This is a genomic window from Pseudomonas sp. CNPSo 3701 (assembly GCF_028674975.1).
In the GTDB taxonomy this organism is placed as follows: domain Bacteria; phylum Pseudomonadota; class Gammaproteobacteria; order Pseudomonadales; family Pseudomonadaceae; genus Aquipseudomonas; species Aquipseudomonas straminea.
On sequence record NZ_JAQZSI010000010.1, the window covers coordinates 13836 to 39473 of the forward strand.

The 25638-nt window shown below is 64.2% G+C and carries 25 protein-coding genes; 9 read left to right on the plus strand and 16 right to left on the minus strand.

Translation table 11 applies throughout. The features are described from left to right. Nucleotides 1-11: 11 nt before the first annotated feature. Both pfkB and ptsP read right to left on the minus strand, forming a co-directional pair. Nucleotides 12-947 carry a 1-phosphofructokinase gene (pfkB, locus tag PVA39_RS22540; RefSeq protein ID WP_274125959.1) on the minus strand — a complete coding sequence of 312 codons (936 nt, stop codon included), beginning with the start codon at nt 945-947 and terminating at the stop codon, nt 12-14. Further along, the gene (gene ptsP / locus PVA39_RS22545; RefSeq protein WP_274125961.1) at nt 947-3820 is read right to left on the minus strand and encodes a phosphoenolpyruvate--protein phosphotransferase; all 2874 of its coding nucleotides are present in this window, start codon (nt 3818-3820) and stop codon (nt 947-949) included. Before ptsP ends, pfkB begins: the two co-directional genes overlap by 1 nt. Nucleotides 3821-3972: 152 nt before the next feature. On the opposite strand from ptsP, the gene cra reads away from it, so the two are divergent. After that, nucleotides 3973-4959 (plus strand): catabolite repressor/activator, encoded by a 987-nt coding sequence (gene cra / locus PVA39_RS22550; protein WP_274125962.1) that lies wholly within the window; start codon nt 3973-3975, stop codon nt 4957-4959. On the opposite strand, the gene PVA39_RS22555 is transcribed toward cra, so the two are convergent. Then, complete coding sequence (locus PVA39_RS22555) at nt 4956-7007, minus strand: AsmA family protein (RefSeq protein ID WP_274125964.1); 2052 nt, start codon at nt 7005-7007, stop codon at nt 4956-4958. The genes cra and PVA39_RS22555 overlap by 4 nt on opposite strands. 141 nt (nt 7008-7148) lie before the next feature. Between PVA39_RS22555 and PVA39_RS22560 the strand changes: the two genes are divergently transcribed. Further along, entirely contained in the window at nt 7149-7931 is a 783-nt protein-coding gene (locus tag PVA39_RS22560) for a TatD family hydrolase (protein ID WP_274126035.1), read from the plus strand. Here the strand turns inward: PVA39_RS22560 and ampE are convergent. The 3 genes from ampE to PVA39_RS22575 all read right to left on the minus strand — a co-directional run bounded on the left by ampE (nt 7928) and on the right by PVA39_RS22575 (nt 11900). Further along, nucleotides 7928-8764 carry a regulatory signaling modulator protein AmpE gene (gene ampE / locus PVA39_RS22565; RefSeq protein WP_274125966.1) on the minus strand — a complete coding sequence of 279 codons (837 nt, stop codon included), beginning with the start codon at nt 8762-8764 and terminating at the stop codon, nt 7928-7930. The two genes, PVA39_RS22560 and ampE, sit on opposite strands and share 4 nt — an antisense overlap. Continuing rightward, entirely contained in the window at nt 8761-9324 is a 564-nt protein-coding gene (gene ampD / locus PVA39_RS22570; RefSeq protein WP_274125967.1) for a 1,6-anhydro-N-acetylmuramyl-L-alanine amidase AmpD, read from the minus strand. The genes ampE and ampD overlap by 4 nt, the downstream gene beginning before the upstream one ends. A 287-nt stretch (nt 9325-9611) precedes the next feature. Beyond that, nucleotides 9612-11900, minus strand: coding sequence for a DUF1631 domain-containing protein (locus PVA39_RS22575; RefSeq protein ID WP_274125968.1), 2289 nt, complete (start codon nt 11898-11900; stop codon nt 9612-9614). 289 nt (nt 11901-12189) lie between these two features. On the opposite strand from PVA39_RS22575, the gene nadC reads away from it, so the two are divergent. Next, complete coding sequence (gene nadC / locus PVA39_RS22580; RefSeq protein WP_274125969.1) at nt 12190-13038, plus strand: carboxylating nicotinate-nucleotide diphosphorylase; 849 nt, start codon at nt 12190-12192, stop codon at nt 13036-13038. Between the two features lie 49 nt (nt 13039-13087). On the opposite strand, the gene trpC is transcribed toward nadC, so the two are convergent. The 4 genes from trpC to PVA39_RS22600 form a co-directional block, all read right to left on the minus strand. After that, a complete protein-coding gene (gene trpC / locus PVA39_RS22585; protein WP_274125970.1) occupies nt 13088-13924 on the minus strand; it encodes an indole-3-glycerol phosphate synthase TrpC in 837 nt (278 codons plus the stop codon). After that, a complete protein-coding gene (gene trpD / locus PVA39_RS22590) occupies nt 13921-14967 on the minus strand; it encodes an anthranilate phosphoribosyltransferase (RefSeq protein WP_274125971.1) in 1047 nt (348 codons plus the stop codon). The genes trpC and trpD overlap by 4 nt, the downstream gene beginning before the upstream one ends. Next, nucleotides 14964-15560 (minus strand): aminodeoxychorismate/anthranilate synthase component II, encoded by a 597-nt coding sequence (locus tag PVA39_RS22595; RefSeq protein ID WP_274125973.1) that lies wholly within the window; start codon nt 15558-15560, stop codon nt 14964-14966. Before PVA39_RS22595 ends, trpD begins: the two co-directional genes overlap by 4 nt. A 339-nt stretch (nt 15561-15899) precedes the next feature. Further along, nucleotides 15900-16454, minus strand: a complete 555-nt coding sequence (locus PVA39_RS22600; RefSeq protein ID WP_274125974.1) for an AAA family ATPase — start codon at nt 16452-16454, stop codon at nt 15900-15902. Between the two features lie 31 nt (nt 16455-16485). On the opposite strand from PVA39_RS22600, the gene PVA39_RS22605 reads away from it, so the two are divergent. Next, nucleotides 16486-16914: an N-acetyltransferase gene (locus PVA39_RS22605; RefSeq protein WP_274125975.1), complete on the plus strand. Its 429-nt coding sequence runs from the start codon at nt 16486-16488 to the stop codon at nt 16912-16914. Nucleotides 16915-16973: 59 nt separating this feature from the next. Here the strand turns inward: PVA39_RS22605 and PVA39_RS22610 are convergent, their stop codons facing one another. The 5 genes from PVA39_RS22610 to PVA39_RS22630 all read right to left on the minus strand — a co-directional run bounded on the left by PVA39_RS22610 (nt 16974) and on the right by PVA39_RS22630 (nt 20680). After that, on the minus strand, nt 16974-17525 hold the full coding sequence (locus PVA39_RS22610; protein WP_274125977.1) for a lysis protein: 552 nt from the start codon (nt 17523-17525) through the stop codon (nt 16974-16976). Beyond that, nucleotides 17522-18061, minus strand: a complete 540-nt coding sequence (locus PVA39_RS22615) for a glycoside hydrolase family 24 protein (protein ID WP_274125979.1) — start codon at nt 18059-18061, stop codon at nt 17522-17524. Before PVA39_RS22615 ends, PVA39_RS22610 begins: the two co-directional genes overlap by 4 nt. A gap of 57 nt (nt 18062-18118) precedes the next feature. Further along, complete coding sequence (locus PVA39_RS22620) at nt 18119-19255, minus strand: glycoside hydrolase family 5 protein (RefSeq protein ID WP_274125982.1); 1137 nt, start codon at nt 19253-19255, stop codon at nt 18119-18121. Nucleotides 19256-19370: 115 nt separating this feature from the next. Next, nucleotides 19371-19730, minus strand: a complete 360-nt coding sequence (locus PVA39_RS22625) for a putative holin (RefSeq protein WP_093507288.1) — start codon at nt 19728-19730, stop codon at nt 19371-19373. Nucleotides 19731-20317: 587 nt separating this feature from the next. Continuing rightward, nucleotides 20318-20680, minus strand: coding sequence for a PA0613 family protein (locus PVA39_RS22630; protein WP_274125983.1), 363 nt, complete (start codon nt 20678-20680; stop codon nt 20318-20320). A 163-nt stretch (nt 20681-20843) separates the two neighbouring features. Here PVA39_RS22630 and PVA39_RS22635 point away from each other — a divergent pair, with 163 nt between their 5' ends. Next, a complete protein-coding gene (locus tag PVA39_RS22635; protein WP_274125984.1) occupies nt 20844-21500 on the plus strand; it encodes an XRE family transcriptional regulator in 657 nt (218 codons plus the stop codon). Nucleotides 21501-21549: 49 nt separating this feature from the next. Beyond that, a complete protein-coding gene (locus PVA39_RS22640; protein ID WP_147177442.1) occupies nt 21550-21891 on the plus strand; it encodes a pyocin activator PrtN family protein in 342 nt (113 codons plus the stop codon). Here the strand turns inward: PVA39_RS22640 and PVA39_RS22645 are convergent. Next, on the minus strand, nt 21870-22532 hold the full coding sequence (locus tag PVA39_RS22645; RefSeq protein WP_274125985.1) for a GntR family transcriptional regulator: 663 nt from the start codon (nt 22530-22532) through the stop codon (nt 21870-21872). The two genes, PVA39_RS22640 and PVA39_RS22645, sit on opposite strands and share 22 nt — an antisense overlap. 282 nt (nt 22533-22814) lie before the next feature. Between PVA39_RS22645 and PVA39_RS22650 the strand changes: the two genes are divergently transcribed. The 3 genes from PVA39_RS22650 to PVA39_RS22660 are packed head-to-tail and all read left to right on the plus strand — an operon-like array spanning nt 22815 to nt 25633. Continuing rightward, on the plus strand, nt 22815-24047 hold the full coding sequence (locus PVA39_RS22650) for an NRAMP family divalent metal transporter (RefSeq protein WP_274125986.1): 1233 nt from the start codon (nt 22815-22817) through the stop codon (nt 24045-24047). 12 nt (nt 24048-24059) lie between these two features. Next, nucleotides 24060-24830, plus strand: a complete 771-nt coding sequence (locus PVA39_RS22655; RefSeq protein ID WP_274125987.1) for a LamB/YcsF family protein — start codon at nt 24060-24062, stop codon at nt 24828-24830. After that, on the plus strand, nt 24827-25633 hold the full coding sequence (locus PVA39_RS22660) for a putative hydro-lyase (protein WP_274125988.1): 807 nt from the start codon (nt 24827-24829) through the stop codon (nt 25631-25633). The genes PVA39_RS22655 and PVA39_RS22660 overlap by 4 nt, the downstream gene beginning before the upstream one ends. The last annotated feature ends 5 nt before the right edge of the window (nt 25634-25638 follow it).

Sequence of the window (25638 nt, forward strand, 5' to 3'; positions counted from 1 at the left end):
GCGACCTCTAATTATTGTTTCGACGAAACAGTCACGGCCGCTTCCAGGCGGGCGAGCTGTTGCCGATCATGAATTCCGAAACCGATTTGCGTGACTGCCTGGGCAGCGACAGCAGTGGCCAGGCGCAAGGTGCGCTCGGCAGGCCAGTCACTGAGCAAGCCATGCAGGGTGGCGGCAAGCAGCGAATCGCCGGCACCCACGGTGCTGGCCACCTCGACACGTGGCGGTAGGGCATTGAGCACGCCATGGGGGCCGAACCAGTCGGCACCTTGCGAGCCGCGCGAGAGCAGCACGTGCTCGACCCCGGTGGCGCGTAGCTTGCCGACGGCGGCATCGAGTTGTTCGGACGATGCCGGCTGCAACTCACAAGCCTCGGCCAGCTCTTCCTCGTTGGGTTTGATCAGCCACGGGCTGGTCGCCAGGCCGGCACGCAGCGCAGCACCGCTGGTATCCAGCGCCACCGGCAGGCCAGCAGCCGTCAGACGACGCAGCAGCGCGGCGAACCATTCGACCGTTACGCCGCGCGGCAGGCTGCCGGCGACCACCACGGCGTCGTGGCCGGCTGCGATGTCATCCAGCTGGGCGAGCAGCTGCGCCTGGTGAGCCTCGTCCACCTCGGGGCCCGGCCCGTTGAGGTCGGTGATGCGTCCGTCGCGCTCGGCGAGCTTGATGTTGCTGCGCGTCTCACCGGGCACCCGCACGAAGGCATCGGTAAAGCCGCGACGGTGCATCAGTTGCTCGAACGGTGTGGCATTGGCCTGGCCAAGAAAGCCACTGACCGTGACTTTATGGCCAAGGTCGGCCAGCACCTGAGCCACGTTGAGCCCCTTGCCCGCCGCGTGGGTGGTCATGCCCAGACTGCGGTTGACGTTGCCGGCCTGCAGGGTGTCGAGGCTGACGGTCAGGTCCAGCGCCGGGTTGAGGGTCAGGGTAAGGATCCGCGCCATTACTTCGCCTCCTCGACCAAGGCCCGCACCGCGGTAGCGCTCGGCAGCAGCAAGGCTTGTCGGGCCTGGGCCTGGCAGTGCTGCAGATCCAGCTCGCGCACCCGCGCCTTGACCAGCGGAATGCTGCGCGCCGCCACGCTCAACTCGTCGACGCCCAGGCCCACCAGCAGCGGTACGGCGAGCATATCGGCAGCCAGTTCACCGCAGACGCCGACCCACTTGCCTTCGGCGTGGGCAGCCTCGACGGTCATGCCGATCAGGCGCAGCACCGAAGGGTGCAGGCCATCGGCCTGGGCCGACAGCGTCGGGTGGCCACGGTCAATGGCCAGGGTGTACTGGGTCAGGTCGTTGGTGCCGATGCTGAAGAAGTCCACCTCGCGGGCCAGTACGGGTGCCAGCAGCGCAGCAGACGGCACCTCGATCATGATGCCCAGCTGCAGATCGCTCAGCGGAATCTCCTGGCGCAGCTTGTCGACCATTTCCCGCGCGGTACGCCACTCTTCGACCTGGCCGACCATCGGGAACATGATGCGCAGCGGGCGACCTTCGGCGGCCTGCAACAGTGCACGCAACTGGGTTTCCATGATGTCCGGGCGCTGCAAGGTCAGGCGGATGCCGCGCACACCGAGGAAGGGGTTTTCCTCTTCGGGCATCGGCCAGTAAGGCAGCGGCTTGTCACCGCCGACATCCAGGGTACGCACCACCAGCGGACGGCCCTGCAGGGCGTCGAACACGCGGCGGTATTCGGCTTCCTGGGTCGCCACATCCGGCGCCTGGCCGTGATCCATGAACACCAGTTCGGTACGCAGCAGGCCTACCGCTTCGGCGCCCAGCTCGACGGCGCCGGCCGCCTCGCCACTGGCGCCGATATTCACGGCCACCTCGACGCCATGGCCGTCGCGGGTGCGTGCCGGCTGCATACGTTCGCCATGGGCGCGCTCGCGGCGCTGCTCGCTGGCCTGGCGCTCGCGCTCGGCCTGGGCCAGGGTCGCCTCGTCCGGCTGCACCCACAACTGGCCGCGGTCGCCGTCGAGCAGCAAAGCCGTACTCTGCTCCAGCAACAACAGGCTTTCACCGGCGCCGACTACACAGGGAATCCCCAGGGCACGGGCGATGATCGCGCTGTGGGCGGTCGCCCCGCCGCGGGCGGTGACGATGCCGGCCACGCGCTGGCGATCCAGGCTGGCGACATCCGACGGGCCGACTTCGCCCATCACCAGAATGTAGGGTTCGACCGGCTCCTGCGGCGCTTCGACGCCACACAGATGCGCCAGCACGCGGCGGCCAACGTCACGTAGATCCGCAGCTCGCTCGGCCAGCAGGGCGTCGTGCAGGGATTCCTGCTGCGCGGCGGCCGCTTCGATCTCGCCAATCCAGGCGGCCTGAGCGCTGGCACCGCTGGCCAGGCGCGCGTCGACATCCTCACGCAGCGCCGGGTCGCGGAGCATCGCCTGATGGGTGACGAAAATCTCGCGAATGCTGGCCTCGTCGCTGCGCTCGACCAGGCGCTGGATTTCGCCATCGATGTGCTGCAGTGCCTCATTCAAACGCTGACGCTCAGCCGCCACACCCTCGCCACGTTCAGGGTAATCCAGTTTCGGCATGCGCCGCACGAATGCCGGGCCACTGGCGATGCCGGGCGAGGCCGCCACCGCATGCACACGCGAACCAGCTACCGGAGCGACGACGGTTTCCTTGGTAGGCGACTCGGCGACTGGCTCGGCAGCATTCTCGACCTGTTCGGGCAGCGGCTCGACGTCTTCACCCAGGCCGGCGCGTACCGCCGCCTCAATGGCCGGCAAAGCCTGTTCGGCGATAGCCGGATCGGCGCTGAACTCCAACACCTGCCCGCGGCGCGCGCCGAGGGCCAACAACTTGCTCAGGCTCTTGGCCGATACGGTGGTCTCGGCGCCATCGGCTAGGCGTACGCGCACTTCACCGTCAAAGCCCTGGGCGATTTCGCTCAGGGTCTTGGCCGGGCGTGCGTGCAGACCGTGGGCGTTGGCCAGGGTGATGCGCAGGCTTGGCCAGTCGGCCGGCAGCTCGGCACCGAGCGCTTCGAGTACGCTGCGGCTAGTGGTGGCCTGGGTGAGCATGTCGCCCTGACCGGCAATCAGCAGATCACAAAGGCGCTCGAGTACCTGACGATGCCCTTCGCCCAGGCAGGCAAGGCAGAACAGGCCCACCACCGGCTGATCACCACGCTGCAGCGGCTGCGCCGGGGTGACGAACGCCAGGCCCGGGCGCTCGACGCCCTGCTCGCTGCTCAGCCACCACAACCCGTTGCCCAGCGGTAGCGGCTCCGCCTGCACCAGATTGGCCGCGTAACCGGCGCCCGCGCAGCCGGCTTTTTTCAGCAAGCGTGCGCCCTGCCAGGTCAGCTCGTCGAGGTCGTCAGCTTGAACACTCAAATTCACTAGCTGTGCATCCAGCGCCAACTCCGGTGCGGCGCCCTGCAGCAAGGCAAGGATAGCCTCGGCATCCACCGCCTCGCGCAGGGCCTGGCTCAGGTCGCCCTCGCCGAGTGCACGAGTAAGCAGTTGCAGCAGGTGCAGGTGCTCGTCGGAACGTGCGGCGATGGCGATGGCCAGGTAAACCCGCTGGCCGTCACCCCAGTCCACACCCTCAGGAAACTGGATCAGCCGCATGCCGGTCTCGAACACCTGATCACGGGTTTCCGGGGTGCCGTGGGGAATGGCAATACCCTGCCCCAGATAGGTCGACCCCTGGCGCTCGCGCGCCTGCATACCATCCAGATAACCGGCCGCCACCAGGCCGTCGGCGACCAGATTCTCGGCAAGCAGGGCCAGCACCTGCTGCTTGTCGACGGCCTCTCCGCCCATCTGGATTTGCGAAGGGTGTAGTTCGAGCATGACGTTTTCTCCTGGAGCAAGACCGACTGCAGGCGGGCTTGGCGGACATTCTTGTTAGCTTAGTCGACTCGTTTGCTGAATCGTTTCATCTAGCGCTGGCACGTTACCTGATAATGGGTAATCCTTGAAGGCCTGGCAGAGGAGAGAGCCAATTGAAGTTGACCGACATCGCCCGCCTCGCCGGCGTCTCCGTGACCACGGCCAGCTACGTGATCAACGGGCAGGCCGCCAAGCGTCGCATCAGCGCAGCTACCGTGCAGCGTGTGCTCGAAGTCGTCGAAGCGCACGACTATCGCCCCAACACCCAGGCCGCCGGCCTGCGCCGTGGGGAAAGCCGCTGCCTTGGCTTCATCCTCCCGGACCTGGAAAACCCCAGCTACGCGCGCCTGGCCAAACTACTCGAACAGCGCGCCCGGGCAGCTGGCTATCAGCTACTGATCGCCAGCTCCGACGACCAGCCGGACAGCGAACGCCAGCTCCTCGAACTGTTCCGCTCGCGCCGCTGCGATGCGCTGATCGTCGCCAGTTGCCTACCCCAGGACGCACCCGACTATCGCCATCTGGTCGCCGCCGGCACGCCGGTGATCGCCGTCGACCGCGCCCTGGATCCTGAACATCTGTACTCGGTGGTCAGCGATGACCGCCAGGCCGGTGAACAGTTGACCCGCAGCTTGATACAGCCAGCGCAGCAGCATGTCGCATTAATCGGTGCCCGCCTCGAACTGCCGATCAGCCAGGCTCGCGAGCAGGGTTTCCGCGAGGCCCTGAGCGGCTTCAACGGACGGATCAGCGTCAGCCATGGCGAGCAATTCAGCCGCCAGTGGGGCTATCGGCAAATGAAGGAGCTACTGGCCAAGGGCGGCTTGCCGGATGTGCTGGTCACCACTGCCTACGTGCTGCTGGAAGGCGTGCTCGACGCGCTTCACGAACACCCCGAGATGGACAGCCGTGCGTTGCGCCTCGGCACCTTCGGCGACGCCCAGCTGCTGGACTTCCTGCCCCTGCGCGTGAACGCCATCTCCCAGCAGCACGAGCGCATCGCCGAGCGGGTGTTCGACCGCCTGCTCGATGCCCTGGACGGTAGCTACCATCCGGGTCTGGATGCCATCGAGCGGGGCCTGAAGATCCGCCTCACCTAACGGCCTTGGCGAATCTGCTGCAGTAGCGGCTCGCACTCGTTGGGCTGGTCACCACTCGGCGCGACCAGCGCCACCAGTCCGGCCGCCGGCGCGACCAGTGCGCCGAGTGCCAGCATCCCGGCACCGCGCAGTACCAGCGGGCCGGCCTTCACACCGGGGTTGGGATTTTTGAAGGTGCCGCGCACGTAGAGAGGCGAACGCAACGAGAAGATCCGCAGCCCCTTGGACTCGGGGGTGATGGTCAGGTCGAGCTGCTCGTTGCCGAAGTTCACCGTACCGTCCACGCCGATCAGCGCATTCTCGGTGTCGATCACCATCAGTTGCGGGCGCATCACGCCTTGCTTGATGTCGAGATTGGCGGCTGCGCAGTTGATCTCCACCTCGTTGTCGCCGAACAGCCGGCCAACCAGGTAGTTGCCAACGTTCAGGCCGGCGATCTCCATCAGATTGCGGCTGACCCGTCCGTCGTTGATCAGCAGCTTGACGTGCCCGTTGGCGCCGCCCAGCAGGGTCGCGACCGAGTTGCCGGTGCCAGTGATCGCTGCATCGCCGTTCAGCGCCCCGAGGCTGCTCTGCATCACCTCGACATTGGGGAACAGCTGACGCAGGCGGAAGTTGCGGGCCCGCAGCTGGGCCTGCGCCCGGAGCGGCGTGGCACTGCCGTCCAGGTGAAAAGTGGAATCCAGCCGGCCGCCGGCCACGCCGAAGCGCAGCGGCTCCAGGCTGAGCTTGCCGTCGTTGAGCACCACGTGGGTGAACAGGTCGGTGAAGGGCAGTTGCTCGCTGTGCACGATGCGCTTGCCTGTGAAACTGACGTCGGCGTCCATGTCGCGCCAGCGCTCGGTGCGAAACTCCTCCACGGGCAGCACCTTGTTACCCGGCTGAACGCTCGCCGCACCACGCTCCTTCTTCTCCGCATTGGAATCGGCACCGATCAGCGGCGCCAGGTCGGCGAAGCGCAACTGGTTGGACACCAACGCCCCGGAGAGCTTCGGTCGTGGCTTGCGGGCCACGAAGGTGAGATCGCCGTGGATGTCGCTGTCACCGATGCGGCCATTGAATTTCTCGTAGCGAAACAGCGGGCCGTCCGGATCCTGCAGCTGGGCAACCAGCCGCCCGTCGGTGGAATAGGCCGGCGTATCGGGCAGCGTGACGCCGGTCAGCGGGTACAGGTTGCCAAGGCTGGCGCCGGACAGGCGCAGACGCAGATCCAGGGCGCCCAGGTTCTTCGGATCGGTCAGGGTGCCGGCCACCTGCACCCGCGTGGTGCCGGCGCGTACATCGGCCTGCACGGGGAATGGCACCTGGGCATCCTGCAGGGCCAGCAAACCGCCGATGCGGCCATTGCCGCTGAGCGCCTGGCCCTTGTAACGGCCCTTGGCCTGCCAGGCGAAGGCGTAATCCTGTGGCTTCGCGGCAGTCTCGTCTGTCTGAGTGGCCGTCTTGCCGACGATCTCGGCAAAGGCGATCGGCTTGCCGAGCGGCTCGACCTGCAGGTTCACACTGGCCTGGGAAACCTTATCGTCGACGCTGATCCGCGCCTTGTCGAAGCCGATGGTGCCGATGTCCATCACCCAGGGCGAGGCACTTTCCTCTCCCGGCTGCTCTTGCTCACCGAGATCGAAAGTCCAGTTGGCGCGCCCATCGGCCAGTCGCTCCAGCGCGGCATCGGCGCCGGTCAGCTGGATACGCGGGATCGACACGGTTTTCCACAGCAGCGGCAAGGGCGACAGGCTGGCTTCGACCCGCTCGAGATAAACGAAGTGCTCGCCCTTGGCCCACTCGGGGTTGCCCAGGCTAAGCTGCTCGGCAGACACGTGGGGCCAGGGCAACCAGGCGCGAAGACCGGGCTCGTCAGGTTCGCGCTGCCAGGTGACGGCCAGGTTGCCCTCGATCGCGAAGGGGCGATTGAGCGCTTCGGAAACCCGCGCGTTGATGGTGGGTTTGAGCAGGTTCCAGTCGAACAGCACCAGAAACAGCATCAGGGCTGCGATCAGTAGCAGGAGACTGGCAAGGCACCAGCCGAGTATCTTGCGAAGACGCATCATGCGGCGGCCCCTTTTTATCGGCGATCCCCACAATCGCCGTCCCTGATCGTTCGACTGGCCAATACCGCCAATGACTCACAGAATGTTGTCATGCAGGCGTACAAACCTGCCGCCCTTACAGCCTCGACCCTCGGCGGGCCCATGCAGCTGATCGACACCCATACTCACCTCGACTTCCCCGACTTCGATGCAGACCGCCAGCAAGTGCTTGCCGAAGCGCGCGCCTTGGGCGTCGAGAAACTGGTGATATTGGGCGTCGAGCATGGCAACTGGCAGCGCCTGTGGGATCAGGTGCTGGCCCACGATGGACTATACGCGGCCTTCGGTCTGCACCCGGTTTATCTGGAAAGCCATCAGCCTGGAGATGTACAGCGGCTGGAGCAGTGGCTGCTGGAGCGGCAAGGTCATGAGAAGCTCTGCGCGGTGGGCGAATTTGGCCTGGATTACTACTTGCCGGAGCTGGACCGCGAACATCAGCAGGTGCTGTTCGAGGCGCAACTGGAACTCGCACAACGCCTCGAGCTACCAGTTTTGCTGCATGTGCGACGCGCCCATGCCCAAGTGATCGCCACCCTGAAGCGCTTCAGGCTCAAGCGTGCCGGCATCATCCATGCCTTTGCCGGCAGCTACGAAGAAGCGCGGGAATATATGAAACTGGGTTTCAGGCTGGGGTTGGGCGGTGCAGCGACGTGGCCCCAGGCCAAGCGCCTGCGCCAGGTCATCCCGCGCCTGCCGCTCGACGCCGTGGTACTGGAGACCGATTCACCGGACATGGCGCCGGCCATGTACCCGCATATCCGCAACAGCCCGGTTCACCTGCCGGCGATCTGCCACGAGCTCGCCACGCTACTGGCGGTAGAGTCTGAGGAACTGGCCGCTGCCAGCAGCCGCAACGCCGCCGAGCTGTTCGGCTGGCGGATTTAGAAGAGCAGCGTCCACAGCGCGATAGCGGCATACCAAAGGATGGCCGCACGCACCAGCAACTGCCACAGACTGTCCAGGGTGGTCACACCCGCTTCGCCAAGAGCCGGTTCCGGTGTTTCAGCAGCGGAACGTGCCGCACCGGCCGCCAATTGCGCAGCCGAAATGTCCCAGCTCAGCACTTCGTGCAGCAAGGCGCGGCTGACCGCGATGAAATTCCCGACCAGCGCGAAGCTCGCCGCCAGCACCCGCACCGGCAACCAGTCGAAGGCGTGGCGCAGCTGCCCCGCGCGCTCACGCAGCGCTTCGGATTGGCCATGCTCGACGATCAGCGCCAACAGGCGGTAAGCCAGAGCGGCGAGCGGGCCGAGCAGCACGTACCAGAAGATCACCGCGAAAAAGCTCTGATAAGCCTGCCAAACCAGATAGGTCTGCACGTTCGAAAGCAGCGTCGACTCGCCTTCGGCCTGCACGCCCAGGTCACGCTGAGCGACCAGATACGCCGCCTCGCCGTCACCGCGCCGCCAGCTATCGCGAAACGGCCCGAGCGCTGTCAGCAGATCACCACGGCCCAGGCTGTAGATCACCACCAGCAGATGGATCGGCAACAGCAACCAGCCATATGCCAGCGGCGCCAGCAATTTCAGCACCGCAGCCAGAATCAGCAGTGGCACACCGACCAACAACGCGATGGCCAGCCAGGGCGAATCACTGGCGGTGCCGCCACGCTCCATTCGAGCCAAGGCGCGCAGCCAGGGTTCGTCCTGCTGGATACGCTGACGCCAGGAGGAAAACTTCTCCACCCACAGCACCAGCAGCAACACCAGGAAACTCATGATGCCTCCTTATCAGTCATCAGTGACGCGCGCAGCCGCGCCCAGTCGAATGCCGGCCCTGGGTCGGTCTTGCGGCCCGGGGCGATATCGCTATGCCCACAGATGCGCGCCGATGTGATGGCCGGGTAGGCCTGCTGCAGCGCGCGCGTCAGTTGCGTCAGCGCAGCGTACTGCGCATCCGTGAACGGTAAATGATCGGTGCCTTCGAGTTCGATGCCCAGGGAAAAATCGTTGCAGTTCTCGCGCCCCTCGAAGGACGACACCCCGGCGTGCCAGGCACGATCCAGGCAGGACACGAACTGCACCATGCGGCCATCGCGTTCGATCAGAAAATGCGCCGATACCGTCATGCTGGCGATGCCGGCGAAATACGGGTGAGCATCGGCCTGCAGACAGCTGGTGAAGAACGCCTGCACCTGGCCGGTGCCGAATTGGCCCGGCGGCAGACTGATGTTGTGGATAACCAGCAGGGAAATCTCGCCCTGCGGACGCTTGTTGAAGTTGGGCGAAGGACAGTGCTGAATCCCCTGATACCAGCCGTCTTCGAGTCGCTTGCGCATAGGTGTTCCCCGAGTTTGCGCACACTCTAGGGGCTGACTAGCCTCTGGTGCAAGTCGTGGCGCGGCGCAGGATTCAGCGACACCCATAACGACTCACGGCCCTGACGGGCCGTGAGAAATGTATCGAGCAGAAGAATCGAGAGTGTTAGCAGGCCGTTGAAAACGTAGGCGAGGCAGCCAGTGCAAGGCAAAAAAAACCGAAAAACGGAGTGTACGAGCTGTACATGAGCATTTTGAGGCTGTTTTTAACGCAGCAGTGGCAACGTAGGTAGTTTTTCAACGGCCTGTTAGGCGCCCTTGAGGCGGCGCAGGTTGCCAATCACCGACTCCAGGGCGCGGTCGAACAGCAGCGCATCATCGAGTAGCCTGACCGCGTTGCGGCGGAACTCCACGGCTAGGCCCATTCGGGTCTTCTCGAGCACTTTCATGCCCGTGCGGTTGACGAAGATGTACTTGCCGGTCGGTTTGATGATGGCTGCCAGCTTGCAGCGCAGCTTATGCTCATCGTCTTCCTGGAATTCGACCCAACTGCCGACACGCAGAGCATCGACATAGCGCAGCGACTCATCGTCGTCGGCAAGCACAGGCTCATCCTGCGGCTCGCTGCGCGGTTGCCCCGGCGCTTCGAGCACGATTTCCTCGACGATCTCGACCATCGCCGAAATGCTGCTTTCCTCTTCCGGCTGCAGGTCGAGCAATGGCAGCTCGATACCCACGGCGGATAGCGCCGAGCGCTGCACCTCATCGGATTCAGTGGGTGCCGGGCGCTCGACATCGGGGATGGCGCGCTTGAAGCGCTGGAAGGCCTGCACGTGAAGCGCTTCGAGCTGACTAAAGAATTCGCTGGTGGAGAACGGATCGAAAGCCGCACTGGCCATGCCTTCACGCAGCGCCTTGAGCAAGCCGGGCACCAGTTCTAGCAGGCGCAGGCGGGCTTCCGGGTTCTCGTGGGGCTCCACGCTCCAGATCAGGTCGTCCATAGTGGCGAGGGTGCTCCGCCACTGTTCGGAATCGGTGCCGTGCTTGAGGCAGGTCAGCATCATGACCTTGCTCCAGGCTTCGCGCAGCAGACGCACCACCACCTCGGGCAGGGTCTTGCCGAGCAGGCGATCATTTAGCGCCTGCTCCACTTCGCGGCGGGCCATCTCGGCGCGCGCACTGCCCTCTTCGGCGTCGCGAGTGCGCTGCTCGAGCAGCTCGCTGCGACGGCGTTCGTCGCCGGTGAAGGCCAGGAAATCAGACAGCAGCTCGGAAAAGATTGCCGGATCATCAGTGAAATCATTGAGCAGTCGCTGCACGACCTGCTCGATCTTCTGATACAGGCTGTCGCGCTGGTTGCTGTCGTGGTCGCCCCAGCCCAGCGCCGCGGTGGCGATTTCATTGAGCAGGCGACGCGCCGGATGGCTGCCGCGACTAAAAAACGTCTTGTCGAGCACTGCGACCTTGAGCATCGGAATCTGCAAACGGGCGATCAGCGCCTTCAGCGAATCCGGCAGACTGCGGTCATCGAGGATGAATTCGAACAGCATCGACACCAGGTTGATGACGTCTTCATCGACTTCACCGACTACGCGCACGCGGCCACTCTTGGCGCTGGCGCGGGTCAGCAGGTGCTCGAGCTGGGCGCGCAAATCGACGTCCAGAGGGGCCTGGATCGGCGCGCGCTGCTGCATGTGGGAAAGCAGACGCATCAGGTCGTTGGTGGAAATCGGCATGGCATTGGCCGGCGCGTGGCGGCGTGGCGCGATACCTTCGCGGGTTTGCGACAGCAATTCCTGCAGCGCACCAAATACCTCGCGGACTTCGTCATCGGCCATATCGCCAGAACGCTGGAAGCCTTCCAGCGCATCACTGCGCTCCGGACGCGAGCGACGCGTCGGCAAGGCCTTGAGCTCCGGCAACACACCGGCTTCGATCAGCAAGGCATTGGAATCGCTGTACAGCTGTTCGAGGCCGCTAAGCACGTACTTTTCGAACAGTTTCAGAATGATCAGCTTGACCTTGATCTCGACGCCAAGGCCGCTGCACGACTCGAGAAACAGCTCACTGAGCAACACCGGACCGAGGGGATTGGATTTGTCGTCGAGCTTCTTGCTGACGATGGCGTTCAAGCGCGTGGTCAGGTGAGTAAGCGCTACCTGATCACGGCTCAGCACCTTGGCAATCATCGAATCCAGAGCGACGGTTTCTTCCAGCTCGTCATTCTGTACTAGAGACAGGCTATCGAAGGACACCGCATCCAGAGTCGGCGCCTTGCCAACGACCACATGCTGATTCAGACCAGCGAATGATTCGAAGACGCGCTGCAGGAAGCCACGCTCGATCCCCTTGCGCTTGAGGCGCAGGTCACGCATGGCTTCGAAAAAGGAATTTTGCTCGGCGTTACTGGTGGCGCGATCCGCCATGTCGAAAAGGGTATCGTCGGCGTTATCGAACAACGCCTGCAGTGCCTGTTTGAGCTGATTGGCGGCACGGTCGCGAACCTGAATGAGCGATGCAGGCAACCTCGCAGCCGCGGGGTGGGCCGTGTCGGGAACCATCTTGTTAAGATGCACCACGTTGGCATCGGTTTTCATCAGGATCTCCTGCGCAGAGCGCTGGCGAAGCAAACTGGAACAGGAATGCGAGCACCTTCAAACGTCAAGGGTATGACGTCAATACTCCTGCATTAAAACATATCGGATTGCTACAGAAGATGCCAAGGCAATTTCTTGCAGATATGAAATGCATCACAGCCAATCCGACAGGGTACCGGCGGACTGGCTATGTGACCGACCGTTACGGTCTGGGTTCATTTTTACCCGATGAACGTAACAGCACTCTCCGCAGCCTTTATAATCGCCGCCTCAGCCAATCGGAGGCGCCATGCCGAACCTACTGCTTACCGAGCTTCGTGCCGAAATCGAGGCCAATGTCCGCCGCAGCCTGCGCGAGGATATAGGCAGCGGCGATATCACCGCCCAGCTGATTCCAGAATCGCGACTGGCCAATGCTACCGTGATCACCCGTGACGACGCGGTGATCTGCGGCACAGCCTGGGTCGATGAGGTGTTTCACCAGCTCGATGCCCGCGTCGCCGTGCACTGGCAGGTGCAGGACGGCGAGCAGGTAACGCCCAACCAGGTACTCTTCCACCTCGAAGGCCCGGCACGGGCGCTGCTAAGCGGCGAACGCACGGCGCTGAATTTCCTGCAGACCTTGTCGGCCGTGGCCACTCGCTGCCAGCACTACGCCAATCTGGTGCAGGGCACCGGCGTGAAGCTGCTTGATACCCGCAAGACCCTGCCCGGTTTGCGCCTGGCGCAGAAGTACGCGGTCACCCAGGGCGGCTGCCACAACCACCGCATCGGTTTGTTCGATGCCTTTCTGATCAAGGAAAACCATATCGCGGCCTGCGGCGGCATCGCAGCAGCGGTAACCGCTGCGCGCGGTATCGCGCCGGGCAAGCCCGTCGAGGTGGAAGTGGAAAGCCTGGATGAGCTGCAGCAAGCCCTCAACGCCGGCGCCGATATCATCATGCTCGATGAACTGTCGCCCGATGACATGCGCCAGGCGGTGGCGATCACCGCAGGCCGCGCCATGCTGGAGGCCTCCGGCGGCATCAATGACAGCACCCTGCGCGGTATCGCCGAGACCGGGGTGGATTACATCTCCATCGGCACGCTGACCAAGGACGTCAAGGCGGTGGACCTGTCGATGCGCCTGTCTTTATAAGCAATAAGCAGCAGACAGAACAACGGCGCCCTTGGGCGCCGTTTGTGTATCAGTCCACATTCGGGCTGTTGACCAGCCGCCTGCGCTCCGGAAAAAACAGTTGCTCCAGCTCGGCACCCGGGTTGTTGGCGCGCATGAAGGCCTCGCCGACCAGGAAGGCATACACTTCGCTGATTTCCATCAGCTCGACATCAGCGCGATTGAGGATGCCACTCTCGGTGACCACCAGGCGATCCCGCGGGATGCGCGGCAGCAGGTCAAGGGTGGTTTCCAGGCTGACTTCGAAGGTGTGCAGGTTGCGGTTGTTGACGCCGACCAGCGGGGTGTCGAGCACGTTCAGCGCGCGCTCCAGCTCATCGCCGTCATGTACCTCGACCAGCACATCGAGATCGAACGACTTGGCGGTCGCGGCCAGCTCGCCCATCTGCGCGTCGGACAGCGCCGAGACGATCAGTAGCACGCAGTCGGCGCCCAGCGCCCGAGCTTCGACGATCTGGTAAGGGTCGATCATGAAATCCTTGCGGATCACCGGCAGGGAGCAGGCGCTGCGCGCTTCCTGCAGGTATCGGTCGGCACCCTGAAAGAAGTCGATATCGGTGAGCACCGACAGGCAGGTCGCGCCGCCCTCTTCATAGCTCCGAGCGATTTCCGCCGGCACGAAGTTCTCACGAATCACGCCTTTGCTCGGCGACGCCTTCTTGATCTCGGCGATCACCGCAGGCTGCTTGCTCTTGGCCTTTTCGATCAGCGCATTGGCAAAGCCGCGCACCGGGTCGGCAGCCCGCGCTTCACGCTCGACCTCGGGCAGGCTGACGACAGCGCGGCGCGCCGCCACTTCCTCGGCCTTGCGAGCGAGGATCTTTTCCAGAACGGTAGGAACGCTCACCCTTCATTCTCCTGTTTGAATACGGCAGTAAAGGACACCAGCTCCTCCATCTTCTCCCTGGCCAGGCCGGTGTGCAGTGCGTCGTGGGCCAGGCTCATGCCATCACGCAAGCTGTCGGCGTGGTCGGCTGCATAGAGTGCGGCGCCGGCGTTGAGCACGATGATCTCGGCGGCCTTCTGGCCTGCATCGGTTTTGCGGCGGCCCAGGGCGTCGCGAATCAGCGCCAAGGACTGCTCAGCGCCTTCGACGGTCAGGCCGATCAGGCTCTGGCTCTTGATGCCGAAGTCTTCAGGCTGAATACGGTACTCGCTGACCACGCCATTTTTCAGTTCGGCGACGAAGGTCGGCGCAGCCAGGCTGATCTCATCGAGGCCATCCTGGGCATGCACCACCAGCACGTGCTGGCTACCGAGGCGCTGCAGCACCTCGGCCATCGGCCGGCACAGCGCCTGGCTGAACACGCCGACCACCTGATGCTTGGCGCCAGCCGGGTTGGTCATCGGGCCGAGCATGTTGAACAGCGTGCGCAGACCCAGCTCGCGGCGCGGGCCGATGGCGTGTTTCATTGCGCCATGGTGGGACGGCGCGAACATGAAACCGACACCAACGGTTTCGACGCAGCGCGCCACCTGCACGGGCGTGAGCCCCAGGTAGATGCCAGCGGCTTCGAGCACATCGGCGCTGCCGCTCTTGCCCGACACCGCGCGGTTGCCGTGCTTGGCCACTTTGCCGCCCGCCGCCGCGACGACGAAGGCCGCCGCGGTGGAAACGTTGAAGATATTCATACCGTCGCCACCGGTGCCGCAGGTGTCGACCAGGCGCTCGGCCGCGATATCAACCGGCGAGGCCAGTTCACGCATCACGCTGGCGGCGCCGACGATCTCGTCGATGGTCTCGCTCTTCATGCGCATGCCCATCAGGAACGCGCCGATCTGCGCATCGGTACACTGGCCGGTCATGATTTCGCGCATTACATCGCGCATTTCCTCGGTGCTCAGGTCGAGCTGGGCGACGATGCGGTTGAGGGCTTCCTTGATGTTCATGCGCGCACGCCTCCGGTCTGCTTGAGGAAGTTGGCGAAAAGTTCGTGGCCCTGCTCGGTCAGGATGGATTCGGGGTGGAACTGCACACCCTCCACATTCAGGGTTTTGTGGCGCAGGCCCATGATCTCGTCGACGGCGCCGTGTTCATGCTGCGTCCAGGCGGTGACTTCCAGGCAGTCCGGCAGGGTCTCGCGCTTGACCACCAGAGAGTGGTAGCGGGTCACCGTCACCGGCATCGCCAGGCCGGCGAACACGCCTTTGTTCTCATGGAATACCGGGCTGGTCTTGCCGTGCATCACCTGGCGGGCGCGCACCACATCGCCGCCATAGGCCTGACCAATGCTCTGGTGCCCCAGGCAAACGCCGAGAATCGGCAGCTTGCCGGCAAAATGCAGGATGGCCTCGATGGATACACCGGCTTCGGTCGGCGTGCACGGGCCGGGTGAGACGACGATGCGTTCGGGCTTGAGCGCCTCGATCTCGGCGATGGTCAGTTCGTCATTGCGAATGACGTGTACGTCGGCACCCAGCTCGCCCAGGTACTGCACCACGTTGTAGGTAAAGGAATCGTAGTTGTCGATCATCAGCAGCATGTTGGCTTAACCCTTTGATGAACTGCTCTTGAGCAATCACTCCGGTTTCGAGATCCCCTATTCCCTTACAAACCACCTATGGCCTGGAGAATATTATTGAGGGTTCGAGTGGCAGAGAGAGTCGTCCGGCTGGGCCGGAGAATAAAATCAGGCGCGCCAACGCCAACGGGCGTGGGCTTTGATGAGGCGCATCAGAAGGGTACTGCTGGCGTTCACGAAGGAGGTCTCGCGTTTATCTTGCGGCACAGTAGCCCAGCTGAGCCATGGCGTGCAACTGGCACAACGCCCTGGCAGACACGAGTTAATGACAGCTGAGCCGCCCAGGTTCACTGGCCGGCCTCAGGTGGGCGCGTCCAGCCAGTCGATCACCTGCCCAGCAAGTTGCTCGGGCGACTCGCAGGTGCTGTCCAGGCGCAGCAGCGGGCAGCGCAGTTGCCCGGCGATCCACGCCTCGTGCATGCGCAGGCTGCGGGTCTGCAGATCGCCCTGCTGGTAGCCGGCAGCCCACTCCAGAAAGGCCTGGCTCTGGGCGTGCATGTCGCCGCCTGGCAGAACCCGCTCGCCGTAACGCTGCCGTTCGCGAGCCGCTAATCGCTGCATGCGTTCGGCGTCATCCAGCTGCAGGAACACGGCATGGGTGAACAGCGGCACCAGCGTCTCGCCCCAGCTGCACAGCGAACCGCTGAGGATCCAGTCGTTCGCCTGCGCAGCACTCGCGCGGATCTGCTCCACGCGCTGTTGCGGTTCGCGTTTGAAGCGATAAGGTGGCTCGCTCGGCAGCCAGTAGAAGTTGTCGGTATCCAGGTGCAACCAGCCACAGCGCTCGGCCAGTGCCGCCGCCAGGCTGGTGGTGCCGGCACCGGAGGCGCCGAATACATGTAACCGTACCGCCATGGATCAACATCCTCCCCGAAAGGAATTCATCATGATTCGCCCCTATCACACCAATGACGCCAACGCCGTGCTCGATATCTGGCTGAGCGCCTCGATCCAGGCCCATGCCTTTATCGATGAGTCGTTCTGGCGCGACCAACTGGCCGCCATGGGCGAGATTTATCTGCCCCAGGCCGAAACCCTGGTACTCGAAGAGGCCGGCCAAATTCTTGGCTTCGCGTCATTGCACGAACATCGCCTGGCCGCCTTGTTCATCGCGCCTAGCGCCCAGGGGCGCGGGCTCGGCAAACGCCTGCTCGACGAAGCCAAGCGCCGCTGCGACCTGCTAGAGCTCAGCGTGTGCAGTGCCAACACTCGGGCTTGCGCCTTCTACCAAAACTGCGGCTTCACGGTGGTGAGCGAGCAGAGCGATCCGCACATCGGGTATCCCGAGCAGGTGATGCGCTGGCAGCGTCATTGAGCCGGAGAGCGGGCACTCTCCGGCACAGAATTGCCACTGTCAACGCCACACGCTTTGAGCTAGAGCGTTTCACTGATCGCCCGCACATAGGCCTGGCACGTTCCTAGGGCGATGATGGCGCGGTCGCCGCGCCCGGTGATGTCGACAATTCGTTGAGCAGCTCCTCGGTCAATGTCGGCTCGTAGGGCGCCATCCACCAGGCGTCCGGCGCGGGTGGTGGCGGGCAGTTGGTCGTGGTGATCGACGTCGGCAGCTGCGGGCTCGGCGGTAAAGACTGACAGCCGTAGCTCAGCAGTGGCAAGACGATCACGAAGACGCGCAGCCTGTTGTTCAGCATTGGTGAGCCTCCTGTATTGAGTTTGCGAGAACGCCTGCAGCTGTTGCTCGAATGCCAGGCGCTTGTTCTGGGCGCGCTGGGTTTCACGAGCGGCTGCGTCGTACAGACGCGCCATGGCCTCGGCGTGGGACTGGTCGCGCGCGGCCAGTGCCTGACCCAGGCGCCAGCCTTGCACCACCCAGCCGAGGCTGATGGCACCGAGCAGCAGCGCGAGAGCCAAGGCGCCGCCGACCAGCCATCGATAGCGTGCGGGAATCAATGTGAGCAGGCTCATGCTGTCACCTGCCCGCCGCAGGCAATGAACATGGCGAGCAGGTCATCCCGGTCACGCGACTGGGAGGCCAGCTCCTGCCGATAGATGCGCAATAGGGCTGCAAGATCGTGTTCGCGCTGGCCGTAGCCGGCGCCCGGCAGGCTGGCCCAGATGGGCGCTGCCGCGCTGATCGCCTCGGCCACCTGGCCGGCCTGAATGGCTGCGAGCGCGCCGCACTCTTCGAGCAACTTCACCGCGGCCAGGTCCTGGGCCTCGGGCGTGAAGCGACCGCGAAACTTGTAGAGTTCGACGATGGCGTCCCAGGTGCGGGCTAGGAACTGGTAGCGGCCGGCCGCCGTGGACTGGATGTCGTAACGCGGCAAGTCGATGAGCTGGCGCGGGTGTGCGCCGTAGTCGTCGAACAGGTCGCCGCCCACCAGCACGTTGTAACCGTCGTCGCTTTCGGCAACGGTCGAGGTGCCTTCGCTCCAGGCGAGCATGTCGAGAAAGGCGAGTACGTTTTGGCCACCCGCCTGGGTGGCAGTAAGTCGGGCCATGGGAAGTCTCCGGATATCAAAAGCCGGTGACCCGCCAGAGCGGGTCACCGAGGTGGATCAACGTGGGCCGTAGGCCGTGGTGGTATTGCCGATGCGGGCCATCAACGAGCGCGTGTTGGGTTTGAGCGTGCCGTCGTTGCGGTCCATGCCGTTCGGGTCGTCATCGTCATCGCCGGGGCCGGCCAGCCACTGGAAGCGCAGAATGTGGTTGGCATCGAAGTACTTGTGCAGCTCGGTAAAGTAGGTGCGCATGCCGGGCAAATGATCCGGCCCGCCGAACTCACCGGCGATCCCGCGCTTGCCGTTGGCCTTGAGCCAGTCGATGAAGGGATACCAGTCGGCCACGCGCTCGCGGTAGGCGATCGACTCGGTAGCCTGATTCCACTTGCCACCGCCCTGCCCCTCTTTATCGGGGTACTGGTGCGCCTCATAGAGCAATCGGCCTCCAGGGTCCTGCAGGTTCTTGAGCGCGTCCGAACTACGCGGCCAATACAGCGCCGAGGCAAACGAATTGCCGGCCACGGTGATGAAGTGCCGCGGATCGACCTCGCGTACCGCGGTGATCAGCCGCTGCACATTGGTGGTCCACAGGGTTTCGACGTTGACGCCGCCATCGGGCACGCTGCCCATGTTGTGAGGCTCGTTCATCAGGCCGTAGCCGAACACGCCGGGCTCGTCGCGAAACTCCCGGGCGATGGCCGCCCAGATACGCGCCAGCAGGGTGTAGTTGACCGGGCAATCGGGCGCGCCGATGGCCGTCCACAGGGCGTAGCCGCCGTTCCACGCCTGTACCACGCGGCCGCTCACGGGGCCGTTGGCACGCACGTACCAGCGGCAGTAGTTGTGCATGTCGAGCAGCGAAAAGCCGCCCCAGCTATGGATATGCCGGATCGCCTTGCGGATTTCCTCCACGTAGCTCTGGCGCAAGGTGAAGCCACCAGCACCGTCGAGAATGACGATGCGCTCTCCGGCGAACGGCAGCCGTACGGCGAAGGGCTTGCCGCCGATGCTTCCGGCATAGGACTTGATGTAGTCCGGCTGGTGGCCGCGCGGGGCAACGGTGAAGTAGTGGGTGTCCAGCTTCGCCGTAGCAATGGGATCGACGTAGGGGTTATTGCCGAGCCCCGCAGCGTTGAAGCCGATCAGCGGGAATTCGCCGGCAGTGGCCATTTGGTCAAAGGTCTTGATAGCCATGGTGTTTCCTCCAGACATGAAAAAGCCCGCACGGTGGCGGGCCAGGGTGAGTACGGCGGCGGAGTGCGCCACCATACGGGTTCAGATAGCAGTTGTTGTCAGTCGCCGCGTCGGGTCAGGCATCCCGGTCGCCTGGCGGCTTGTCGCTCAGGCTGCCGCCGCGACGGCGAATAGCGGCCAGCATCAGCGTCACCACCAACCCGGCACCGGCGAAACCGGCAGGCCCCGGATAGGCGAAGGGGTGGATGCCGTGCAACTGGAAGTCGGTGATGGCCGGGGCACACAGGTACCCCATCACCGCCGACGTCAGAAAGAACGCCAGCCGATTCCACATGGGCAGATTTTGCGTGGTGGTGAAGTACACCAGGGCCCCGCACAAGGCGCCGAGTGCAGCCTCGCCATTGATTGGAGCGATCAGCGCGGCGAGATGCTCGCCGAGCACGCCGAACAGCACGGCGCTGCTGAATTCAGTCATTGTTATCGTACTCCCCGAGGCCGATGGCCCCGACGACATGAGGTTATGCCGCCCCCTGAAACGCCAGAGCCCCGCACGTGGCGGGGCTCTGTTAAAGGAAGGTCGGGTGTTGCAGCGCGCCGGTCGACGCATGAGTTGCCAAGGGTTGAGTCACGAGGCTGGCTGACTGCTCGCCCACCTCTGTGACGGTGATGAATGTATAACTCCCGATTCTCACCGTCTCAAGGGCAAGCCGGTAATCAGCGCCGACACACCGGAAAAAAACGGACACGCAACCGTTTCAGACTGCCGGCTAGAGCGGCACACACGCGAAAGCGCCCGACGCGGGGCTCTCGAGGGCGGCGTTTACAGGGAGGGAAACAGGCCGAACGGCGAGAACTGCCGCCGGCAGAAATGAAAAGCGCACCAAGAACCTGTTCATGTCCTTCAGCCCAGGTTCGTCTTTTTGGCAGCTAAATGGCGGGAACGGACGTTCGCTGATCTACTGTGGGAGCGCGCCATGCGCGCGAAAAATCGCGGGCATGGCCCGCTCCCACAGGTACTGCATCAATGTCAGCTTTTGTCTTATAACTGCCTATTACATGTTCTCAGGCGGCGCGCTTCAGAAGCTGTGACTCGATGGCCCGGTGGGCCTGCCCCAGTCGTCGATAGAACTGCGCCCGGCTGCATCCGCAGGCCATCCACTTCTCGCGCCGGGGCTCGGCGCTGCAGTACTGCTCGACGACGACCTGCCGCTGCTGCGGGGACAGGTGCTTGCTGACGATCCAGTCGATCTCCGTCGTTCTGTCCACCAACACGCGGCTGCCGCGGGTGGCACGATTAAGCACACCTTGTGATGCCATCAACGACGCGATGACGCTGGTGCCCATGTTCGAGCCGCCTTGCGCCTCACCATCCTGCCGTGCCTCGCCCCAGCGCTGTAGCGCCTCGTCTATATAGCCGATCATCATCTACCTCCTGCCATCGCCGATGGCTATGCCATGAACCCATCCGGCAGGTCGCACAGCGCCACCTACCGATCATCGTCATTTAAAAAATAATCACGATACGTGATTTATTCAAGCGACAAACTGCGCTATAAATATTTCATATCGTGATTAGCGGAGTGGAACAATGGAGACCCTGGGGCAACGCATCAAACGCCTGCGCAAGAGCAAGGGCCTGAGTCAGCAGTCGCTGGCCGAAACCTGTGGCTGGTCATCCCAGTCGCGCATCGGCAATTACGAAAGCGACCTGCGCGAGCCCGCTCTATCCGATTTGCTTCTGCTGTCACCGGCGCTCGGCGTCAGCCTCGCCGAGCTGGCCGGCACCGATGATCTGCCGGAAGCACCACCTGCCGACACCTTGTCCGTCGGCCACGCCCGTGGCGGTGCGGTGCCGGTGGTGGGGCATGCGCAGCTGGGTACTCAGGGTTATTTCGAGGAGATCGACTTTCCCGTCGGCCATGGCGACGGCTACCTGCGCATTCACAGCGACGACCCCAATGCCTACGGGCTACGGGTGAACGGCGACAGCATGCACCCGCGGATCAAGAACGGCGAATACGTGCTGATCGAGCCGAACAAGCCGTTCCACGCCGGTGACGAGGTAATGGTCCGTACTCTGGACGGCCAGGCGATGATCAAGGAATACATCTACCTGCGCGACGGCATGTACCGCTTCGACAGCGTCAACCAGAACCACCCGCCCATCCATATCCACCAGGACAACGTCACCAAGATTCACCTGGTGGGCGGCATCCTCAAATCCTCGCGTTTCACTGAAGAGTAGCGGCGCGCCCATGAACCCGAGCGAGAACTGACCCATACCGAGCCCGACCATGAACACTCAGCCTGAGCCGCACCTGCCGCTCCAGACGCTGGAGCTTCTATTTCGCACCCACGGCGACGTGCTGGTGCCCATCGACCGCGTACGCACGGTGTATTTCCGTCACCTGAGCGCCGACAACTTCATCCGCGCCATCGCCACTGGGCGCCTGAACCTGCCGATCACCACCCTGGACAGCAGCGCCAAGGCGCCCAAGTTCATCGAGCTGCACCATCTGGCCGCCTATATCGACAGCTGCGCCAAAGCCGCCGATGCCAGTGGCGAAGGCAGCCTGTGCGCCGAAAGCCAGGGCGGTTATTCGCTGGAGCGGGCTCAGGAGCCGCGCCGCGCGTAAGCGGCCAGGATGGTGCGCTCGGACTGCACCAGGTAGGCGTCCAGCGCCTTGGCAGCGTCGTGCGGGCGGCCGGCTTCGAGGTGCTCGAGAATCGCCGCGTTCATGTCGATGTAGGGCGCATGCAGGAATTCGGCGTCGTTGAGCAAGCCGAATACCAGACGCAGCTCAGCGGACAGGTGCCGGTAGAAGGTATTCAGGCGCTGGCTGTCGGCCAGCTCGACGATGGCCGCGTGGAAGGCCATGTTGGCCGTACCCACCGCCCCCCAGTCGGGCACCCCGGCGCTGCGCTCCGCCGCCTTGACCGCCTCGCGCATGCGCTTGACCCCAGGATGCTTGGGATAGGCCTGGGCCAGCGCCTGGCATTCGACGAAGCGCCGCGCCCGGTAGATCTCGATGATCGAGGCCATGTCCGGCACCGATACGAACACGCCGCGATTGGGTTCGTGCTTGAGCAGGCCTTCCTGGGTCAGCACGCGAAAGGCTTCGCGCAGGGTATTGCGCGAGATATCCAGGCTTTCGCTGAGCGCCGCCTCGGACAGCCGCTGCCCCGGCACCAGCTCGCCCTCGACCAGCTTGCGGCGGATTTCCGCGGTCACGGTCTCGCCGAGCGTGCGCGGGTTTTCAGATACGTCATTGTTCATCATCGATCCACCAGGCCAGGGCCGGGCTCTGTACAGAGCCGAATGCAGTGATGGTCACCGAGCGGCACGCTCGAGGCAAGTGGCCAGGCTGTCACCGCGCGCACCATGGTGAAACACCGCTGGGTATCGAAGTAACAAAACAGTGCAAATAGATCATCAATGCAAATTAGATTGTTGAACAATAAAAGCGTCTAGAATCAACAGATAGAACATTTTAATTGCCATGTGGCATGTTGATTGCCTTACACACCTGCACCCGTTACCCCGTCCCAGGAGTGTTCCATGCAGGCCCAGACCACCGGCGACTTCGCCCGCTCACGCCGCTCATCGCTGATCGCGGCGATCTTCCTGATGGCCACCTCGGCCATCGGCCCTGGCTTCATCACCCAGACCGCCACCTTCACGGCCACCATGGGCGCGGCTTTCGCGTTCGGCATCCTGGCGTCGATCCTGATCGACTTCGTGGTGCAGTTGAACGTCTGGCGCATCGTCACCCTGACCCGCATGCGCGCATCGGACATCGCCAACGCGGCGATTCCCGGCAGCGGTTATCTGCTGGCGGTGCTGGTGATCTTCGGTGGGCTGGTGTTCAACGTCGGCAACATCGCCGGTGCCGGCCTGGGCCTGAACGCACTGATGGGGCTCGATCCGAAATGGGGCGGCGCACTGAGCGCCCTGGTGGCGATCGGTATTTTCCTGTCCAAACGCGCCGGCCTTGCCATCGACCGGCTGATCGTGGTGCTGGGGTTGCTGATGATCCTCCTCACCCTGTTCGTCGCCATCGCCTCCAATCCGCCCCTGGGCGAAGCGCTGCGCCAGACCGTTTGGCCGGACCAGATCAACTTCGCCACCATCACCACCATCGTCGGCGGTACCGTCGGCGGCTACATCACCTACGCCGGCGCCCATCGCCTGCTGGATCGCGGCCTGGTCGGCGAAGAGCACATCAAGGAGGTCACCAAGGCGGCACTGAGCGGCATCGCGGTGACCGGCGTGATGCGCTACGTGCTGTTCCTGGCGATTCTCGGCGTGGCCGCCAGCGGCGTGGCCATCGACACCTCCGGCCAGGGCGCCAACCCGGCTGCGCAGGCGTTCCAGGCTGCCGCCGGCGAGCTGGGCCTGCGCGCCTTCGGCCTGGTGCTCTGGGCTGCGGCCATCACCAGCGTGATCGGCGCGGCCTATACCTCCATGTCGTTCATCACCGCCTTCATACCCAGCATCAGCGAGCGCGGCCGCAACATCGCCACCGTGGCGTTCATCGCCGTTTCGCTGGCCATCTATGTTGCCCTGGGCACCGCGCCAGCGGCCCTGCTGCTGTTCGCCGGCGGTTTCAACGGCCTGATCCTGCCGATCGGCCTGAGCATCTTCGTCTACGTCGGCTGGCGCCGCAGCGACCTGATGGGTGGCTATCACTACCCGCGCTGGCTGCTGGTCCTCGGCGCCGTGACCTGCCTGCTGACCTGGTACATGGCAGCCAAATCGGTCGGCCCGATCCTGGCCTTCGTAAACCTGTAAGGAGAGAACGACATGCTAACCATCGACCTCAACAGCGACCTGGGCGAGAGCTTCGGCCAGTGGTCCATGGGTGACGATGCCGCGATGCTCGATATCGTCAGCAGCGCCAACGTCGCCTGTGGCTTCCACGCCGGTGACCCGGCCGGCATCCTGCGTACCCTCAAGGCCGCCGCGGCCAAGGGCGTGACCATCGGCGCCCACGTCGCCTACCCGGATCTGGTCGGCTTCGGCCGCCGCAACATGGACGTGGCCAGCGACGAGCTGACCGCCGATGTGACCTACCAGATCGGCGCCCTGCAGGCCCTGGCCACTGCCGCCGGCACCGCGGTGCGCTACGTGAAGCCCCACGGTGCGCTGTACAACACCATCGCCCACGACACGCGCCAGGCCCTGGCGGTGATCGAGGCGATCCGCGCCGTGGATGCACGTCTGGTGCTGGTCGCCCTGGCTGGTTCGCCACTCATCGAGCTAGCCCGCCGCGAAGGCCTGACCTGCATCGCCGAAGCCTTCGCCGACCGCGCATACACGCCGCAAGGCACCCTGGTGTCGCGCCGCGAAGCGGGCGCCGTGCTGCACGACGCCGAACAGGTGGCCCAACGCATGCTGCGCCTGGTACAGACCGGCGAGGTCGAAGCCATCGACGGCAGCGTCACCCGCATCGAAGCCGACTCCATCTGCGTGCACGGCGACAGCCCCGGAGCTATCCAGATGGCCCGCGAGGTGCGTCAGTTGCTGGAGCAGTCCGGCGTATCCCTACAATCCTTCGCCGGAGCCGCCCGATGAACGCCATCCAACGCGCCCAACAGGCCGCCATTGCCGCCGCCCGCCAGGCCCGCGCCGAGTACCGCAACGGCCGCGTCGCGCCTACGGCCGGTATCGCGCCGGGCATGACCCAGGCCAACCTGATCGCCCTGCCCCGCGACTGGGCCTATGACTTTCTGCTCTACGCCCAGCGCAACCCCAAGGCCTGCCCGGTGCTCGACGTGAGCGACGCCGGCAGCCCGCACACGGTACTGGCCGAAGGCGCCGACCTGCGCACCGACCTGCCGCTGTACCGCATCTGGCGTGATGGCAAGCTGGCCGAGGAAGTCAGCGACGCCACCGCCGCCTGGGCGGAACACACCGACATGGTGACCTTCCTGATCGGCTGCAGCTTCACTTTCGAGACCGGCCTGCAGGAAGCCGGCATCGAAGTGCGGCACATTGCCGACGGCTGCAACGTACCGATGTACCGCACCAACCGCTGCTGCCGCCCGGCGGGCCGTCTGCATGGCGAGATGGTGGTGTCGATGCGGCCGATCCCGGCGGATCGCGTCGCCGAGGCGGCCGGCATTTCCGGGCGCTATCCCTCGGTGCACGGCGCACCGGTGCATATCGGCGAGCCGGATCGGCTCGGCATCAAAGACCTGCAGGCGCCGGATTTCGGCGACGCGGTGCGCATCGAGCCCGGCGAAGTGCCGGTGTTCTGGGCCTGCGGCGTGACGCCCCAGGCGGCGGTCATGGCCTCTGGCGTGCCCTTCGCGATCACCCATTCGCCGGGTCATATGTTCATCACCGACGTGCCTGACAGCACGTACCACGTATAGGACAA

Coding starts and splice junctions, on each gene's coding strand:
- ptsP (WP_274125961.1), bottom strand. CDS start 3,820: ATGCTCGAACTACACCCTTCGCAAATCCAGATGGGCGGAGAGGCCGTC.
- PVA39_RS22650 (WP_274125986.1), top strand. CDS start 22,815: ATGCAGGCCCAGACCACCGGCGACTTCGCCCGCTCACGCCGCTCATCG.
- PVA39_RS22600 (WP_274125974.1), bottom strand. CDS start 16,454: ATGGCGGTACGGTTACATGTATTCGGCGCCTCCGGTGCCGGCACCACC.
- PVA39_RS22655 (WP_274125987.1), top strand. CDS start 24,060: ATGCTAACCATCGACCTCAACAGCGACCTGGGCGAGAGCTTCGGCCAG.
- PVA39_RS22560 (WP_274126035.1), top strand. CDS start 7,149: ATGCAGCTGATCGACACCCATACTCACCTCGACTTCCCCGACTTCGAT.
- pfkB (WP_274125959.1), bottom strand. CDS start 947: ATGGCGCGGATCCTTACCCTGACCCTCAACCCGGCGCTGGACCTGACC.
- PVA39_RS22595 (WP_274125973.1), bottom strand. CDS start 15,560: ATGCTGCTGATGATCGACAACTACGATTCCTTTACCTACAACGTGGTG.
- PVA39_RS22575 (WP_274125968.1), bottom strand. CDS start 11,900: ATGAAAACCGATGCCAACGTGGTGCATCTTAACAAGATGGTTCCCGAC.
- PVA39_RS22605 (WP_274125975.1), top strand. CDS start 16,486: ATGATTCGCCCCTATCACACCAATGACGCCAACGCCGTGCTCGATATC.
- PVA39_RS22660 (WP_274125988.1), top strand. CDS start 24,827: ATGAACGCCATCCAACGCGCCCAACAGGCCGCCATTGCCGCCGCCCGC.
- PVA39_RS22630 (WP_274125983.1), bottom strand. CDS start 20,680: ATGATGATCGGCTATATAGACGAGGCGCTACAGCGCTGGGGCGAGGCA.
- PVA39_RS22610 (WP_274125977.1), bottom strand. CDS start 17,525: ATGAGCCTGCTCACATTGATTCCCGCACGCTATCGATGGCTGGTCGGC.
- nadC (WP_274125969.1), top strand. CDS start 12,190: ATGCCGAACCTACTGCTTACCGAGCTTCGTGCCGAAATCGAGGCCAAT.
- PVA39_RS22555 (WP_274125964.1), bottom strand. CDS start 7,007: ATGATGCGTCTTCGCAAGATACTCGGCTGGTGCCTTGCCAGTCTCCTG.
- ampD (WP_274125967.1), bottom strand. CDS start 9,324: ATGCGCAAGCGACTCGAAGACGGCTGGTATCAGGGGATTCAGCACTGT.
- trpD (WP_274125971.1), bottom strand. CDS start 14,967: ATGAACATCAAGGAAGCCCTCAACCGCATCGTCGCCCAGCTCGACCTG.
- ampE (WP_274125966.1), bottom strand. CDS start 8,764: ATGAGTTTCCTGGTGTTGCTGCTGGTGCTGTGGGTGGAGAAGTTTTCC.
- PVA39_RS22645 (WP_274125985.1), bottom strand. CDS start 22,532: ATGAACAATGACGTATCTGAAAACCCGCGCACGCTCGGCGAGACCGTG.
- PVA39_RS22615 (WP_274125979.1), bottom strand. CDS start 18,061: ATGGCCCGACTTACTGCCACCCAGGCGGGTGGCCAAAACGTACTCGCC.
- PVA39_RS22620 (WP_274125982.1), bottom strand. CDS start 19,255: ATGGCTATCAAGACCTTTGACCAAATGGCCACTGCCGGCGAATTCCCG.
- PVA39_RS22625 (WP_093507288.1), bottom strand. CDS start 19,730: ATGACTGAATTCAGCAGCGCCGTGCTGTTCGGCGTGCTCGGCGAGCAT.
- PVA39_RS22640 (WP_147177442.1), top strand. CDS start 21,550: ATGAACACTCAGCCTGAGCCGCACCTGCCGCTCCAGACGCTGGAGCTT.
- PVA39_RS22635 (WP_274125984.1), top strand. CDS start 20,844: ATGGAGACCCTGGGGCAACGCATCAAACGCCTGCGCAAGAGCAAGGGC.